Below are 17,101 nucleotides of genomic sequence, written 5' to 3'. Positions count from 1 at the left end.
TAAATAAGGAATGACATAGATATACCAATGATGCAATAAAACAACAAGTAATGTTCCGAAAGTATAAATTTCAAAACCCTATCATTGGAAATACAGTAGTGCAATTGATTATAGCGGAAGTAAGGGGTTAATAGAAATTGAAGATTTACGAAACTGGTTAGTAGTTATTTGGTTAATAATACACGCCGTACGCGTGCATTAGCTGGGGAGATCGGATTTAAGGTCGGAGGTGACCTCCTCGTACTTGGCATACCTCGCTCGGGTGATGAGAGAAGCTACGTATGTTATTATTACTTTTATTTGTTGTATAATTGTTAGTGATGAATGGTAATAAACAGATTATCGTAAAAGACAAAATCGAGGATCAAAGACAAATCAAAATCGTTGAATTTGATTGCTCGAAAAATATCACCAAACCGCATAGGCACAATGGCTATCTGGAACTGGTTTTTCTTTCTTCGACCTCTGGAAAGCACGTGATTGACGGTAGAGAATCTACCATCAGGACGCCTTGCCTCCTGGTCATCAGAAAAGACAATGTACACCATTGGGAATTGGTAAATCCTGTAAAAGGGTTTGTTGTTCTTGTAAAGGATTCTTTTGTGATACAGAGTCTTGATTCGGAAATCAATAGACTGGTGCTTAAAATAAGTCAATATGACACGATATATTTTAAACAGGAACCTATATTTGAAACCCTTTTGCGCATATTAGTGGATGAACCTAATAAGACATGCCAAGAGGGCTTGTTCAAAGCTTTTCTGGCAAAGGCATTGGAACATGTAGACGGTACTAATGAAGCTAAAGCAGCATCTGAAAACATCTACGACCGATTCTATGCGCTACTGAACAGTGAGGACAAGGTGATCAACCATGTGGCTCATTATGCGATCAAACTGAATACCACGCCTCAAAACCTGAACGCTGTCTGCAAGAAAAACGCCAACCTAACAGCATCAGAACTGCTGGCCGAATACATTATCAAAGAAGCCAAGCGCTTATTGTTTTATACAACCTGCTCTGTATCTGAGGTGGCATTTGAACTTGGCTTCTCTGACAAATCTAATTTTGCTAAATACTTTAAACGTTATACGGGAATAACTCCGACTGAGTTCAAAAGGCAGGAATATTAAAATTCCTTTTCGCCAAACTCGCTTTTGGGAAGTTTGAGGAGTTGATTCAGTTTATGTAGATTAAAGTTTAGATTGATCAAGAATATATTTTTTTCGTAAATATAGTTGGTAGTCGTATAAAAGTCGTGGGAAGATGTTGTGATCCTCTGCTCATTGACTCCCCAATCACCAAGTTCGATAAACTGCCACTGCAACTGGGCTGTCAGTGCTCCTTTTAAAAAGGCTTTGCTCAGGTTAAAATGTGGTGCTACAAATCTGGAATCCTTGCCTTGTACAGTAGGCCGTTCGGATAGATAATTAACCTGTAATCCGGTGCTCCAATTTTTCAAAAAGTCTGCCTGTATACCCGCATTGATTGAATATACCCAGTCTTGATTGGTACGCGTATGTTGATCGTTGAGAACCTGTCCTGAGATGTTGTAGTTGTATAGGTTGAGCCCGCCATTAACTTTCAACCAAGAGACCGGCCTCCCCTCGCCTCCTACCTCTGCACCATAGCGGAAAGCATAATCGGCATTAGTAAATACACGATGGAGAATGGTATCGGCATAAACGGAGTTAACGCGCTGAATCGGATTTTTTGTATGTTGATAATAACCATTTAGGAAGATGCTTCCTGTCGATAGCTTTTTGACCAACCCCGTCTCTGTATTGATGATGAACTCGGGCAATAACTCGGGATCGCCTTGTTCTAATGTTTCGGAGTGCTCACGCTCGGGAATCGGGTTTAGCTCAAAGTTATTGGTCCGTTGTACCCGCCTCGAAGCAGCTACTTTCCATGACCACTCATTGCCTAAATCGTGCATTAGACTAAAACTCGGGTAAAGCTGGTGTATGGAATAGGGATATGCCTGATTGGTATGGAGTAAAAATAGGTCCCGGCTGTAGTATTCGTACCGTAAGCCCAACGATAGCTGCGTATGGGTAGATTTACGGTCGTACTGGGTAAATAGCGCGTGAACGGTGTTGTCGGCATTCATCCTACCGGTAAACTCGGGTACCAGCTGAAGGTTATTACGCCCATTTTCAGATGAAAAATACTCAAAATTTCCTTTTTGCCTGTCCAACCTTAACTGGTAGCCTGTCAAAAGCTGGCCTTGCTTAAACTGCCATTGATGTTGTAACGAAAGGCGTAACCCATGCAATGGATTTTTATAGCGATTGTGCGTCCATTGTATCGTATCTGTACTATTCTCTATATTCCCATTTTTTGTTGATCCATATATATGTGCGTATTCATAGATCGCTCCGAAATCTAAAGTGTGAGCCGACGTGAGCTTATATTTGTAATTGAAGTTAGCGAGGTAAAACTCTCCCTGCTTATTTTGGAGGTTGGGATTGAAATATTTGATTCTTGAAATTTCTTCGCCGGTGGATGGTCGAAATGTTTTGTTATCGTAGTATATATCTGCAACTCTATCCTGATACTTTCGCGATGCCAGGATACCTAATGTAAGTTCTTGATTTTTGGAAATTTCATAATCGGCATTTAGACGGATACCAAAATTGTACTTGTCAAAGCTGCGCTCTCCCTCTGAAGGAAAAAAGGTTTGTTTATCACCGATCAGCGTATTGACATCTCCTTCTCTAAATCCTGCATTATCGTTCCTTAAGTAGTTTGCCGAACCATTCAACTCGAGCTTATTCTTTTTAAATTGAAATGCAATATCACCGCCAAAACGCTTTTGTTTTTCCTGATTGTTGTAATCGTCTATGCTTGGTAGACCTCCTTGAAGATTAACCTGCCATAAAAAACCATCGGTGGTTGATTTCTTGGTTTTTATATTTATTATTCCTCCTTTACCATCTGGATCGAATTGAGCTGTCGGGGTAGTGATATATTCTACCTCTAACACGTCATTGGCCGCTATTTGACTTAAGATCGTTGAAGGATCTAATAAAGAGGGTTTGCCATTTATCAATACGATGACGCCTGTATTGCCACGCATACTGATATTTCCCTGTGGATCTACAGCTGCTGAAGGCAGGTTTTTCACAATGTCTAGGGCGGTCCCTCCCACAGCATTTTTGTATTGACTCCCTTGGTAGGACTGCCTGTCGCTACTATGTTTTTGGCGAGCATTACTTGCGGTAACGGCTATTTCATCCAGCTGTTTAGCGGCAAAAGATAGTTGTATAGTGCCTATGTCGACCACCTTCTGATCGGTAATGCCAATGGAGGTATCTATTTGATTATAACCAATTACTTTAACGATTAACTTATACTTTCCTTTCTTGACTTTGGAGAATACAAACTGCCCTGTCGAGTCGGTTATCATTCCGTCGGCTACTTGGTTATCATTATCTAATAATGCAATACTGGCATACGGAATCGGGGTGTTCAATAAGGAATCTCTAACTGTACCGGAGAGCTTGGTGTGCTGTGCCGCGGCAATATAAGCAAATAATAAAAGGTAGAGTAGAATAAGGTATCTATTCATTTTAGTTTAAGTTTGTGGCGAAAGTAGAAAACTTAAAACTCCTTTTCTCTGTATGGTGTCAATAATACCCTACTATTTTCAAATCGACCCATGTCCATAATAAAAATTCCTTAGCCATCACTTTTTTGATCCCGCCAGCGATCTTTAATACCAAGCTCTAGCCTTTGTCTGTGCTTTCTTTAGCTAACTTTAGAACTGCCTTCTGAACATAACGCATGAACATCACTATAATCTTTCAAATTGAATCTCTACCTTATATCTACGGTGTTCTGATACAAAATCTTTGGTAATCAAACTACCGAATGCGGGATGATTGACCTCTGCCAAATCTATATCTATAAAGGTCAGGGACTCTTTGTTGTCAGCTTTGGCTAATATTTTTCCGTCAGGACTAACAATCTGACTTTCTCCACGATAGGCATCTTCCTCTCCTTCAAAAAGTTCTGATCCGACTCTATTACAATTGATATAAAAGCACTGGTTTTCGATCGCGCGAATAGGGATTATGGTTGGCGTAATCTCGCCCCCAAAGTTAGCGGAATTACAAATAATATCTACTCCTTGTGCTTTTAGCATAGAAGAAAGCGGAGCAAACCAAGCATCGAAACAGATGGTCAAGCCGACTTTTGCATCTTGACATTGTCCCCAAACGACTTCACGTCCTGGCTGAAAAGCCCGCTTCTCATAATCTGTAACATGAATCTTCCGGTATGACGCCACTAACCCTTCTGCTCCTACTAAGATGGATGAGTTATACAGCTTACCCTTATAAAGCTCGGGTATAGTACCTGTGATGTAGCCTCCGCAATGTTGCATCAATCTGGTGAAAAACCTTATTGTTGGACTGTTCGATAAATCTTCGGCGAAGGCAAGTAATTCTCCTTTATAATCATAAGCATAGCCAGAGGTAAATAACTCGGGCAATACCAACAGATCGAACTTTTGCCCCTTTATCCTCGATTCGATATAAGATAAATTGGCATCTCTATCACGCCAAATAACTGCATACTGAAAGAATCCTACTCTCATACAACTTCTATTATAATATCCAACATGGGATGAATTAAATAAAGCAACCTCAACTAATTGATGTATTTCATCTTGGCCAATTTAATGCGCCAGTCTTTACTAATGTTGCAAAAAGCATCAAGATGAAAATACAAAAAGATTTACAAATTACACCCTATCTTCTCAAAATGAGTAAAGAATAAAATTTTAAAATTCTACTTGACGCAAGTATCTACAATAACTAAATTTGGGTCCTAAACCTAGAAGGTATAATTTTTATTCAAGACATTTTCTAAAAGCTATTAATATAAAATTGTTAGTTATTACATCATGTTTAAAGGATTCATTTTTACCAAACATCTGAAGTCGGGAATCGTATCAAAAGCTTTAATTCTCGCATCTGTCTCTGTTTCAATCGCAGACCAAAATGTGCTGGCTCAGGAAGCCAACAAAGCTGTAAGCCCCAATTTTAAAGTTCGATTGATCAATCTGGAAGTACCTTCGACAGAAGTATTCCGATATAGTGGTACAATCACTAATCCCAGCGGACAGGAAAAAATCTATGAGCTCCATTCTAGCTTGCCTCCTGGATGGTCGGTTGCCTACAAAACGGAAGGTATGCAGGTTACCTCCATTAATCTAGAGCCACATGCCAGCAAAGAAGTGAGTATAGAAATAACCCCATCGTACACCGCGGATATCAAAAAACACATTATCCCAATAAAAGCTATAGCGCAAGGCGATACCACCGTAGTGAATTTGGAATCGGTTATAAAGGGGACATATAAGATGGAAATATCTACCCAAAACCAAGTATTGAGCGGTAGCACAACGACTGGCAGTAAGAAGGAAGTATTCATAACAGTAAAAAACACGGGTACTATACCGCTAGAGAACATTGAACTAACGACACAGTTACCCTCAAAGTGGGAATCCAGCTTTGAAGTAGACAAAATAGATAAATTGGAACCTGGCAAAACAAAGGATATTAAGGTCAACATAAAGGTACCCGATAAAACAATAGCCGGGGACTACATGGTCAATGTGTCGGCAAAAAATAATCATTTGGATTCTTCTCTGGCTTACCGTATGGAGGTCAAGACTTCTTTATTGACCGGGTGGATAGGGATGTTACTGATTGGTTTGGCTATCGTTTTTATTTATCTATTGGTGCGCAAATATGGCAGGCGCTAAGTTAGCTTAAAACATTTTCAAGGCAAACCGACTTCTCCACGGTCGGATAATGAAATAAATGCGAAGCATTCATGAGTTCCATCGAGAAAACAATTAAGTACACGAATAATTATATACATATGAAATATCCATGTAGCAATGGCTACACAAATACGGATAAAAATACTTTGGACATTCCATATGGCCGTTAAAGGACAAATTATATACATATGAATAATCCTATTATAAAGCTAAAAGGGTTATCCAAGCATTATAAAAATAAAATTGCTGTCGACAACCTTTCTCTTGAGATTAATAAGGGTGAAATATTCGGTCTTTTAGGTCCCAATGGGGCTGGTAAAACGACAACTATCCTTATGCTGCTTGGACTTAGTGAACCTACATTGGGGCAAGCTCATGTATGTGGACATGACGCAACCCGAAACCCCATTGCCGTTAAAAAAAAGGTTGGATACTTACCTGACAACCTAGGATTTTATGGCAATATGACCGCGCTGGAAAACCTTTCTTTTGTCGGTAGGCTGAATGGTTTTTCAGAAAGTGAAGCCGAAGCAAAAGCATTCAATTTGTTAGAGATCGTAGGGCTAAAAAATAATGCACATCAAAAAACAACGACCTTTTCCAGAGGCATGAAACAACGTCTTGGCCTTGCTGATGTACTGATCAAGGAGCCAGAGGTGATCATTTTGGACGAACCTACACTTGGAATAGATCCGAGTGGTGTTAAGGACTTTCTGGCTCTTATCAAAAAACTGAATGAGGAACAACACTTGACTGTTCTCCTCTCCTCACATCACCTGCATCATGTACAGCAGATCTGTGACCGCGTCGGCATATTTGTCGCGGGCAAATTATTGGCCAACGGCGATATCCCTAGCTTGTCGAAACAACTGTTTAACAAAAATGGCTATGTCACCTTATTACGCCTTCAAAACTGCGCTGAGGCAACCATTCAACTAAAGTATGATATTATGGAATCACTATCTGGTTTGCAAGAGGTTATAATAAATGGTAATGAACTAGAGGTAATATCCGCTCATGAGCAAACCGTAGAAATGGTCAGGCATGTAGTTGGGAAAGGATATGAACTGGTAGGAGTCGAACAGAAGACCTACGGACTGGATGAAATCTATCTCGAATATTTCAAGAACGAAAAAAATCAAGATGTAAGTAATGAAAAATCTAAAAGAGTCTCTAAAAAGACGTTTTTCAAGAGAAAATAAGCTTAACGGAATCAAATCGCCAATGCGCGTCCTGTTGCGTAAAGAAATTGCAGAACATATTAGAAGCTGGAGGTTCATTATATTGCTGACATTGATCCTATTGACATTCACAGCATCTATGTATTCGTCGCTGAGCAATATTAAATCTGCATTCATGTCATCTGAAAATAGCAAGGAGTCTCTTTTCTACTTGAAGTTATTGACATTGACGGATGATACGATCCCGCCGTTCCATATATTCCTTAGTTTTCTAGCTCCGATCCTTGGCATTAGTCTGGGATTCGATGCCATCAACTCGGAACATAACAATGGGTCGCTGATACGTTTAATGGCACAGCCTTTATACAGAGATAACGTTATCGTAGCTAAATTTATAGCACCTCTATTGATTGTCGCGGTTCTATTCTTGGCACTGACTTTCCTCATCGTTGGATATGCTATGTATATCAGTGGTATTCCTATAGAGTGGCAGGAAATCGTACGTATCATAGCCTTTAACGGGATGACCGTCCTGTATGTAGGTTTCTGGCTAAGCATAGCTATTTTATTGTCAATACGTTTTAAGCAACCCGCGACTTCCGCTTTGACGGCGATTGGTATCTGGCTATTCTTCACCATATTTTTTCAAGTAGTGGTAAACATTGCAATAAAAGCCTTTATTCCCGATCCCAACTATCTTTCTGCCGACAAGATAGCTTACTATAACGAAATAATTCTGAATGTTCTGCGTATATCTCCGAACCAGCTGTACGTTGATGCCTCGACAACGCTACTAATGCCGACAGTCCGGAGCTTGGGGCCTGTTTCCATGGAACAGATGGTAGCCGCGATACCAAGTACTATATCGGTAAGGAATAGCTTAATGCTGGTATGGCCTCAGCTCAGTGGCCTGATAGCGTTTACATTACTTATGTTTGCTACATCTTATTATCTTTTTATGCGCCGAGAGATTAGATCTTAATGGCATTTAGGAAGGCAGGCGTTGTTCGTTCACAAATAATGCCTAGCCGCTCCTAAAAAAATGAAAAAAGGCCGGATTGAGTAATCCACTCGCCGCCGCTTCAATTCTTGAAGTGTATGAAGGTTATATGGTAGACAGGTAAATTCTCGCAACAAATTCGAGCGTCCTCACTCGTATATATTGGCCAAGGTTATCATTCATAAGATGAAATATCTTTAAAGATATCTCGATCAATCTATCTATTTATCAAACATTATTTAAAACTCCATGTTATAATTACTATACTCTTGTTTTTGGTTTGTCTAAAAAATGAAATATGAACATATTGCTGACTGGAGTAACAGGTTATATTGCAAAAAGACTATTGCCGGTACTCGTCCACAAAGGACATCACGTGGTATGTTGTGTAAGGGATCAGAGCAGATTTTCTTACGACCAGGAGCTTGCTCAATTTATATCTGTAATCGAAGTGGATTTTTTAAAAGAGGAGACACTTGCCAACATTCCATCAGATATTGATGTTGCTTTCTATTTGATTCATTCGATGTCTACGCAGCAGGGCGATTTTGCAAGGATGGAAGAAATCTGTGCGCACCATTTTAAAGACGTCCTATCAAAGATAGCGGTGAAGCAAGTTATTTATTTGGGAGGTATAAACAACGACCAATATCTTTCAAAGCATTTAAGATCAAGAAAGAACGTAGAATCAATTCTTGCTCAAGGAACCTATGCTCTTACCGTACTAAAAGCGGGAATTATTGTAGGATCAGGAAGTGGTTCTTTTGAAATAATCAGAGATTTAGTGGAAAAACTCCCCGTAATGGTAGCACCTAAGTGGCTAAAAACGAAATGTCAGCCCATTGCTATTAGAAATGTAATTGAATTTCTAGTAGGAGTAATCTGTCAATCTGAAACGTACAGCAAGAGTTTTGATATCGCAGGTCCAGATGTTTTGACCTATAAACAAATGCTACTACAATATGCCGAAATCAGAGGTCTGAAAAGAAAGATTTTTATCGTTCCGGTAATGACACCAAAACTATCCTCTTATTGGCTTTATTTTGTTACTTCGACGTCCTACCCGCTAGCTAAAAATCTGGTAGACAGCATGAAAGTTGAAGTGATAGCCGAAGCTAATAATCTTACAAGACTACTGAATATACAGCCAATTGACTATAAGAGCGCTATCAGGCTTGCTTTTGAAAAAATCGAACAAAATAACGTACTCTCGAGTTGGAAAGATGCCCAAAGTAGTGCTATTTTAAACCAAGGTATAACCACTTTGGTATCTGTCCCTGTATATGGCTGCTTTAAAGATGTACGTAAGGTGAAACTTGCCGATGTGGAAACTACGCTGGCTAGAATATGGTCTATTGGTGGAAAAACAGGCTGGTATTATGGGAATTGGCTATGGAAAATGCGTGGTTTTATAGATCAACTCGTAGGTGGCGTAGGCATGAGACGTGGTAGAAAGAGTGATTTGAATATATATCCAGGCGACGCGTTAGATTTTTGGCGAGTGCTAGTAGCCGACAAACCGGAGAAGAGACTACTATTATATGCTGAGATGAAACTCCCGGGTGAGGCTTGGTTAGAGTTTAAAATCGATGAAAACAATGAACTTACTCAAACGGCTACATTCCGCCCTTTGGGGATCTCAGGAAGATTATATTGGTATGCTGTTTTACCTTTTCATGGCTTTATCTTCAAAGGAATGATCAATCGTATTGCTGCTAACAATAAAGTATAATACAACTGAGATGATATTTTTATTACGCGATTTATCAATCTTCCTTAGTCAAAGTTTTCATCAGTACGGGAAAAGCTTCTTTAAACCAGACCGTAAAATCCTGAGGTCGGCTTAGCATCCAAATCTCGATTTCATCGGGATCCATCCACTTGAAGTCATTGACCTCATCTGGATTGGGCCGTGGCACCGTATCACTAAAACCAATCAGCACATGATCAAGCTCGTGCTCCACCAAACCATTTTCAACAGGGGAATGATAAATAAAGGAATAGATCTGTTCTAAATCTGTTGAAAAGCCCATTTCAAACGCTAGCCTCTCTAAAGCACTGTCTACGACCTGCTCTCCCAACTGTGGATGCGAACAGCAGGTATTGGTCCATAAACTGCCTCCATGGTATTTGTGCGGTGCGCGCTGCTGCAACAACAACTGTCCCATACTGTTAAAAACGAAAATAGAAAACGCCCGATGTAACAAGCCTTGGCGATGTGCGTCGAGCTTATCCATCTCCATAAGTTCCTCATCACGTTCATTAACGAGTAATACGGTATTTCTTTTCATAAGTATTTTTTATTCTATTTCTTTATTATCGTTCTTGAACCTATGGAAAAAATACACATTCCATAATATCATTGTATAACCGTAAACGGCATCCTCTACAGGCACTGTACCGATACGAAAGTTCCAAAAATCATCGGGGTTATAGTTTACAATGGCTTCTTCTAAGCCCGTGCCTGTAAGCACACCATTGACCAGAAAGAAGCCAATCAATAATATTCCGTACACACTGGTCGCTTCTGAAAAATAGCGGAAGCGAGCAATGTAATGTAAATACACTATAGATAATGTGGTAGCCAGAAAAGTCAGTAATGGATAGATCTTGCCTATCGATAGAATAGTTAAGACAACCAGCAGCACTGTCGCTGAAATAACGAAAATAGAGGTAGTTCGATCGCACCACCGGAGATTAAAAAACTTGGTGAGACAAAAATAGGTAAATACACAGCTGAATGGAATAGTGATAAAAAATAGTATCTCCTCTATAGGTAAATCTAATATCCTATAACCTACTATATACCTATCATTAAACCACCATACCCCCATATCTGTAAACCAGGCATCCCAAAGTAAAAAGGGCAAGGCGACTACTATGCTGGCCTTCAAATACGTCAAAAAATAACGGTCAAATCTAATTTTGGGATGAAATGAAAATAGAAAGCAGATAATAATAGCAAAAAACTCTACTGCCAGGTAGGTGAATCTTTCCATATACCTATTTTTTAAAATACATTTTGAAATAATAAAGGGGAACCCACAAAAAACCAAAGCACTCCCCCTGCTCTTTGGTGCGGTGTTTATGATGCTGCTTATGAGCCCTGCGAATGGCCTTGAGGTAGGGACTATCGGTGTGTTTAAAAATTTTTAAACGCTGGTGAATAAAAATATCATGTACAAAAAAATAGGCCATACCGTAAATTGCAATACCTAAACCAACAAAAAACAAGAGTCCCAACTCAGATCTGCTGCCTATATAAAGCAACCAAATGGCGGGTATCGCGAAAACGACAAAAAAGTAATCGTTTCGCTCCAATTTTTTGTCGTGCTCAGGATTATGGTGATCCTTGTGCCAGCACCATAAAAAGCCATGCATGACATACTTGTGTACGCACCATGTAAATCCTTCCATAAGTATAAAGACACCGATGACAACTGCTACATACATCATAAGACCGCTGCTTTATATTTAAAATAGCTTTCCATCATGATAGACAGTTTATACCCATTGGGAATACGCACCCGCTTGGACATTATATCAGAAGCAGACATTTTGTGGATTTTATTAAATAGGGAACAATAGTACCTATAAGCCAGATAGACTCCAAACCGGGCACAGGAAGGAAGCTTTTTTATACCTACCAAAGCTGCCGTAAAATCATTCTTAATATCGGATTCAATGCTCGCTTTTACACGATCATCAAATTTCTCCATTTCTAAATTTGGAAAGTAGATTCGCCCCAAAGTGAAATAATCCTCGCGCATATCGCGTAGGAAATTTATCTTCTGAAATGCGGCTCCGAGTCGCATCGCATACGGCATCAGCTCTTCATAATGTTGTTGATTGCCCTTTACGAAAACCTGAAGACACATAAGACCTACCACTTCTGCGGACCCTACTATATAATCTTTATAACGTTGATCATTGTAAGACATAGGCTCTAGATCCATAGCCATACTGGCCAAAAATCTGTCGACAAGCGCCCGATCTATGCTATAACTATGTACAGAAGCCTGAAAAGCATTCAAAATCGGATTGAGTGAAATCTTTTCTTTGAGCGCGTAATCGGTATCTTTTATCAGCCGTTGCAGGAGCTGCTTTTTATCGTAGCCATGAAAGCTATCTACGATTTCATCGGCTAAACGCACATAACCATATATCGCATAAATCGCCGGCCGTATAGAAGCATCCAGTGCTAATATGCCTAAAGAAAAGCTAGTGCTATATCTTTCGGTAGTTATCTTGCTCACCTGAGAAGATAAGTCGTCAAAAATTTTCTTCATAATCTATAGGTTTTGCTTTTTGATCTCATGAGCTACAATCTTCCCCGAAATAATAGATGGTGGTACCCCGGGACCTGGTACAGTCAACTGACCTGTATAAAAAATATTTTTTACTTTCTTATTACGGATGCTTGGTTTTAAAACAGCGGTCTGTTTTAGTGTATTTGCAAGTCCATAAGCATTTCCGTTGAATGCGTTATAGTCTTTTTGGAAATCGCTGACACAATAACTCCGTTTATATACGAGGTGTTGTTTTAAACCGATAGCTCCGGTGTGTTTTTCCAGTCTGGATAACATCATTTCAAGATACTGTTCCCGGATATCCTCTGCGTCATCCAGGCCAACCGCTAGAGGCAAAAGTAAAAACAGGTTTTCACTGCCTACAGGGGCAACCTCCGAATCGGTCTTTGAGGGGCAACAAGCATAAAACAAAGGATTTTCAGGCCACTCCTTGGTATCATATACGGTACGGAGATGGGCATCCATGTCATGCTCAAAAAACAGGGTGTGGTGTTTTAAATTTTGGATCTTGGTGTCAAACCCCAGATAGTAAATCAGGCATGACGGAGCAAGTGTCTTTTTCGACCAATACTGCTCGCTGTAGTTGCGGTACACTTGTGGCAAGAGGCTTTCGGTGTGCTTGTAGTCAGAACTACCAACTAAGTAATCGAAAGTTTCAATATCACCCCGTGATGTATTTAAAGATATGCCGCGACTATCATCAACCTGTATATTCTCTACTGCAGTGTCAAGATGAAATTTGACACCCTTTTGTTCCGCTATATAAACCATCGCATCCACAACAGACTTAAAACCTCCCTGAGGATACCAGGTACCCAAACCGTATCCACCATAACTCATCAAACTGTACATAGCGGGTATATCTTTCGGAGAAGCTCCCAAAAATATAACAGGAAACTCCATCAATGCGAGCAGGCGGGGATCTTTGAAATATTTACGGACGTAGGTACGAAACGAAGTCAATAGATTTAAACGTGTAGATGCTGCTAGCATCCGGGGTGTAAGAAACTCCATCCAAGATAATGAAGGTGTATAAATGAAATCGGACATGGCGATCTCATATTTCTCTTGTGCATCTGCCATAAATCGATCGAACTGCTTACCTGCCCCAGTTTCAATCGACTCAAAAAGCTCCCGAAGCTGCTGCATATCTGCTGGGACATCTATGCTCTCTCCATCAAATACGACTTCGAATTGAGGATTTAATGCCTCTAGATCATAAAAGTCGCCCGTGGAAAATCCAAAATCTGAAAAAAAAGATTCTATCACATCGGGCATCCAATACCAGCTCGGCCCCATATCAAAACGGAAGCCACACGCGGTATTAAACTGGCGAGCCCGGCCTCCTAAGGAATTGTTCTTCTCAAATACATCCACCGGATACCCAAACGAGGAAAGGTAACAGGCCGCGGAGAGCCCGGAAAAACCTGATCCGATAATGGCAACTTTAGGAAATCGAAATATAGGAAGCATAGTATTAATATGATTAAATTAGTATACAAATATACTTTATTAATCGTATTAAGATAAAAAAAGTTCATAAATAAATCTAAATAGTTTATTTATGAACTTTTATAAGGATTATGGCATCTAAACCTAAGCCGGTGTGGCTTGTGATTCTTTATACGTTTGGTAGGCGACGTCAAGTAATAAGTCATTATCTATGCTTTGCATATATAAAGCATGATGGAAATCATTAAGCTTGCTTAGAAGCTTAATCAAATCCATTTTCTCCTTATTTGTCAAATTACCCGTTACAATACTTGTGGCCTGTCTGATACGGCCCATCTGATCATTCAATATCTTAATGCCTTCTTCTGTAATCATCACTACCTTACTGCGTTTGTCGGTACTAGACTCCCGTTGACTCACCCAACCTAAATTAATCAAACGATTGATAGTCTGCATTCCTACAGGCTTTTCATGTATATTCCGTTTTATAAGCTCCATTTTAGTCATCGCACCAAACGCCTGTAAATTTATCAGATAAATAAACTCTTCTTGCGTAGAAAATGGAGAGCCTGAAATGGCTGATTTTGAATAGCTCTTAGCATAACGGTTCATATGTACGAGCATAGTACTAATGGCGCTATCGGCACTTCTTCCTTTCTCTTTACCAATCCAAAAAGGCTCTATTTCCAAATCATTGCTAGGGGACTTATCCGATACCCAACGTTCAAAACCTTTTATATTTTGGGGATAGCCTCCTTCTACTGCCCCTTCCTCGAACTCTTCTAAAAGTCCGATAACATCTTTCATTAAACTATACTTCATACTAATAAACTTATTGCAGGTTATTGAACGCTGCTTCTAAAACCTGGTATCGATAATCAAATATCTCTTTTAACTTTCTTTTTACAAATAAGGTATGCGCCAGCCTACCTAAAATACCCATAGGCAATATATAACGTACACTGTCTTTGATAAGAACACCATCACTATTCGGGATGAATTGATGTGTGTGCTCCCATTTTTTATAGGGCCCTCTTTCTTGAATATCTACAAAACTCTTTTTCGTATCCACATCTTTGATAAGAGTTCTCCAACGCATGGGCACACCGAATATCGGAACAACTCTATAATCAATCTGCATCCCTTCGTAGATCGTCTCTTGAAGATCTCTGGACAATACCTCAAATTGCATGTTCTCAGGAGTAATATTTGTTAAATTATGGGGATTGGAAAAAAAATCCCAAGCCGTATCCACATCGCAGGATAATTGTTGCTCTCTAAATAACAGATATTCCATGTGTAAAAAAAAACTAAATCAACAAAAATAAGTACAAATATATACTTTTAGTTCGTATGTTCCTGAAAACAGAAAACGTAGAATGTTCATCAAGTTACTTTTGGGATTGGTGGGTTGGAGTCTATCCTTTTCCTTAATCTAGCCTGGTAGTTACACCAGCGCGATATACCGACAGCATTTGCATGATAAAAACCATTAGGTTTAAAACTTATGAATCGGGAGGAAATTAAACTAGAAAACAGTATACAAAATACTTACGAGGAGCTACAGCTCTCTGGTATAAAAGCAGTAAACCAATTGCGCTTACCCTGCGTAAATGGTTGATTGGGCACTACAAATATATTTATTAAAAGCAACATTGTTGCTTTTAATAAATATATTTGTACCTTCGATAAAACAAATCACATGAATAGTATCCCTAAAGATTTTGAAGAGTGGAAATATTGTATCCAACAAAAATGTAGAATAACATTGACGCGGACATTTGCAGAGGAACGCCTTGATGTCTATCAGAATAAAGACCTTCCGGAGACACAGCGTTTTATAGCTAACTATGGGGCGGAACATTATGAGCGCATAAAACTATGGTTCTCCCAGATTCTAAACGGTTAAATCAATCTTATATTTTAAGCACAATGAAGAATAAACTACCTGTAACTGTCCTAAGTGGATTTTTGGGCGCGGGAAAGACCACACTCCTGAACCATGTACTGCACAACAAGCAGGGATTAGAAGTCGCAGTCATTGTTAATGACATGAGTGAGGTCAATATTGATGCGCAGGCTGTCGAACGTGAAAACGTATTATCCAGAACGGAGGAACGTCTGGTCGAGATGAGTAACGGCTGTATCTGCTGTACGCTAAGGGAGGATCTGATGGTGGAGGTGGAACGCCTCGCTAAAGAAGAAAGATTTGACCATCTGCTGATAGAAAGTACTGGGATATCCGAGCCTATACCTGTAGCGCAGACTTTTAGTTATACCGATCCGAACAATAACATTGATCTTTCTTCTTTTAGTTATATCGATACTATGGTAACGGTTGTGGATTGCTATAATTTCTTTAAGGACTTTGGAAGTGCAGAAACACTTTGGGACAGACAGTTGACAGCAGATGACCTGGACAATCGCACAATTGTAAATCTACTAACAGATCAGATCGAGTTTGCAAATGTGATTGTCCTCAACAAGATCGACCTTGTCTCCATCGAGACTGCCCGAATACTGGAAGCTGCAATCCGCAAACTGAATCCAGGAGCGAAGATAATCTGTGCGGAATTCGCAAAGGTTGATCCGGTTGAAATCATAGGGACTGGTTCTTTCGACTTTGAGGAAGCCTCGTCTTCTGCTGGTTGGATAAAAGAATTGCAGTCGGAGCATACGCCAGAAACCGAAGAGTATGGCATCTCTTCCTTTGTATTCAGGGATCAACGGCCGTTTCATCCCCAACGCTTTTATAAATACCTTAACGATGTATATCCACATAATATCATCCGGGCAAAGGGACTATTCTGGCTGGCTTCTCGACCTGATATAGCACTTAGCTTAAGTCAGGCCGGGGGAAGTTTGCGACTGGAAAGTGCGGGGGCATGGTGGTGTAGCATCCCTGAAAAACAACGTTATGACTACCCCTCCTACGCAGAAATGAGAGACGACTTACGAAAAAGATGGCATCTAGAATGGGGAGACCGTAAAAATGAAATCGTCTTTATAGGTCAGGAATTGGATAAAGACAGATACATCGCTGACCTAGAGCAGTGCTTACTGACGGAAAAAGAGATTGATGGCTGGAAGGATAACAACTGGCTGGATGAGTTTCCTAAAAACATGTAATTCGTAGGAACTGCCTCTTTCATAAGATAAATTTTAGTTAAAACAGAGAAAAATCACAAATCGGGCACAAAAAAAAAGCGTTTCCAAATTAATTTTGGAAACGCTTTCGTTATATTATATCTCAGACTACACTTTACTCCTTTTCAATCTACCGGGATAGAAAACGACCTGGATCAGATTGTAATTTCACATTAACCAAGGGAACCTAGATAACAACTGGAAAATAGATTAG

General features: G+C 39.7%; 16 protein-coding genes. 7 read left to right on the top strand and 9 right to left on the bottom strand.

The window, feature by feature from the left end; translation table 11 throughout:
* The first annotated feature begins 320 nt into the window (after positions 1-320).
* Positions 321-1,133, top strand: coding sequence for an AraC family transcriptional regulator (locus B5X76_RS15035; protein ID WP_079644278.1), 813 nt, complete (start codon positions 321-323; stop codon positions 1,131-1,133).
* On the opposite strand, the gene B5X76_RS15030 is transcribed toward B5X76_RS15035, so the two are convergent.
* Positions 1,130-3,574 carry a TonB-dependent receptor gene (locus tag B5X76_RS15030; RefSeq protein ID WP_079644276.1) on the bottom strand — a complete coding sequence of 815 codons (2,445 nt, stop codon included), beginning with the start codon at positions 3,572-3,574 and terminating at the stop codon, positions 1,130-1,132. The genes B5X76_RS15035 and B5X76_RS15030 overlap by 4 nt on opposite strands.
* Before the next feature lie 225 nt (positions 3,575-3,799).
* Positions 3,800-4,603 carry a carbon-nitrogen hydrolase family protein gene (locus tag B5X76_RS15025; protein ID WP_079644274.1) on the bottom strand — a complete coding sequence of 268 codons (804 nt, stop codon included), beginning with the start codon at positions 4,601-4,603 and terminating at the stop codon, positions 3,800-3,802.
* A gap of 309 nt (positions 4,604-4,912) precedes the next feature.
* Here B5X76_RS15025 and B5X76_RS15020 point away from each other — a divergent pair, with 309 nt between their 5' ends.
* From B5X76_RS15020 to B5X76_RS15005, 4 genes are all read left to right on the top strand, one after another.
* Entirely contained in the window at positions 4,913-5,776 is an 864-nt protein-coding gene (locus B5X76_RS15020) for a COG1470 family protein (RefSeq protein WP_079644272.1), read from the top strand.
* Between the two features lie 209 nt (positions 5,777-5,985).
* Positions 5,986-6,999 carry an ABC transporter ATP-binding protein gene (locus B5X76_RS15015; RefSeq protein ID WP_079644270.1) on the top strand — a complete coding sequence of 338 codons (1,014 nt, stop codon included), beginning with the start codon at positions 5,986-5,988 and terminating at the stop codon, positions 6,997-6,999.
* Positions 6,950-7,960, top strand: coding sequence for an ABC transporter permease (locus B5X76_RS15010; RefSeq protein ID WP_079644268.1), 1,011 nt, complete (start codon positions 6,950-6,952; stop codon positions 7,958-7,960). Before B5X76_RS15015 ends, B5X76_RS15010 begins: the two co-directional genes overlap by 50 nt.
* Before the next feature lie 316 nt (positions 7,961-8,276).
* Entirely contained in the window at positions 8,277-9,710 is a 1,434-nt protein-coding gene (locus tag B5X76_RS15005) for an SDR family oxidoreductase (protein ID WP_079644266.1), read from the top strand.
* 34 nt (positions 9,711-9,744) lie between these two features.
* Here the strand turns inward: B5X76_RS15005 and idi are convergent, their stop codons facing one another.
* The 7 genes from idi to B5X76_RS14970 all read right to left on the bottom strand — a co-directional run bounded on the left by idi (position 9,745) and on the right by B5X76_RS14970 (position 15,037).
* On the bottom strand, positions 9,745-10,269 hold the full coding sequence (idi, locus tag B5X76_RS15000) for an isopentenyl-diphosphate Delta-isomerase (protein ID WP_079644264.1): 525 nt from the start codon (positions 10,267-10,269) through the stop codon (positions 9,745-9,747).
* Positions 10,270-10,278: 9 nt separating this feature from the next.
* Entirely contained in the window at positions 10,279-10,977 is a 699-nt protein-coding gene (locus tag B5X76_RS14995) for a lycopene cyclase domain-containing protein (RefSeq protein ID WP_079644262.1), read from the bottom strand.
* Between the two features lie 4 nt (positions 10,978-10,981).
* Complete coding sequence (locus tag B5X76_RS14990) at positions 10,982-11,434, bottom strand: sterol desaturase family protein (RefSeq protein WP_245801062.1); 453 nt, start codon at positions 11,432-11,434, stop codon at positions 10,982-10,984.
* Positions 11,431-12,267, bottom strand: a complete 837-nt coding sequence (locus tag B5X76_RS14985; protein ID WP_079644260.1) for a phytoene/squalene synthase family protein — start codon at positions 12,265-12,267, stop codon at positions 11,431-11,433. The genes B5X76_RS14990 and B5X76_RS14985 overlap by 4 nt, the downstream gene beginning before the upstream one ends.
* A 3-nt stretch (positions 12,268-12,270) precedes the next feature.
* A complete protein-coding gene (locus B5X76_RS14980; RefSeq protein WP_079644258.1) occupies positions 12,271-13,761 on the bottom strand; it encodes a phytoene desaturase family protein in 1,491 nt (496 codons plus the stop codon).
* A gap of 123 nt (positions 13,762-13,884) precedes the next feature.
* Positions 13,885-14,562: a MarR family winged helix-turn-helix transcriptional regulator gene (locus B5X76_RS14975; RefSeq protein WP_079644257.1), complete on the bottom strand. Its 678-nt coding sequence runs from the start codon at positions 14,560-14,562 to the stop codon at positions 13,885-13,887.
* A gap of 10 nt (positions 14,563-14,572) precedes the next feature.
* On the bottom strand, positions 14,573-15,037 hold the full coding sequence (locus B5X76_RS14970) for an SRPBCC family protein (RefSeq protein ID WP_079644255.1): 465 nt from the start codon (positions 15,035-15,037) through the stop codon (positions 14,573-14,575).
* Between the two features lie 405 nt (positions 15,038-15,442).
* Here B5X76_RS14970 and B5X76_RS14965 point away from each other — a divergent pair, with 405 nt between their 5' ends.
* A complete protein-coding gene (locus B5X76_RS14965) occupies positions 15,443-15,649 on the top strand; it encodes a hypothetical protein (RefSeq protein ID WP_079644253.1) in 207 nt (68 codons plus the stop codon).
* Between the two features lie 23 nt (positions 15,650-15,672).
* Entirely contained in the window at positions 15,673-16,869 is a 1,197-nt protein-coding gene (locus B5X76_RS14960) for a GTP-binding protein (protein ID WP_079644251.1), read from the top strand.
* The last annotated feature ends 232 nt before the right edge of the window (positions 16,870-17,101 follow it).

This window comes from Sphingobacterium nematocida, assembly GCF_900168125.1.
Classification (GTDB): Bacteria; Bacteroidota; Bacteroidia; order Sphingobacteriales; family Sphingobacteriaceae; genus Sphingobacterium; species Sphingobacterium nematocida.
This window is presented reverse-complemented; position numbering and strand designations above follow the sequence as displayed.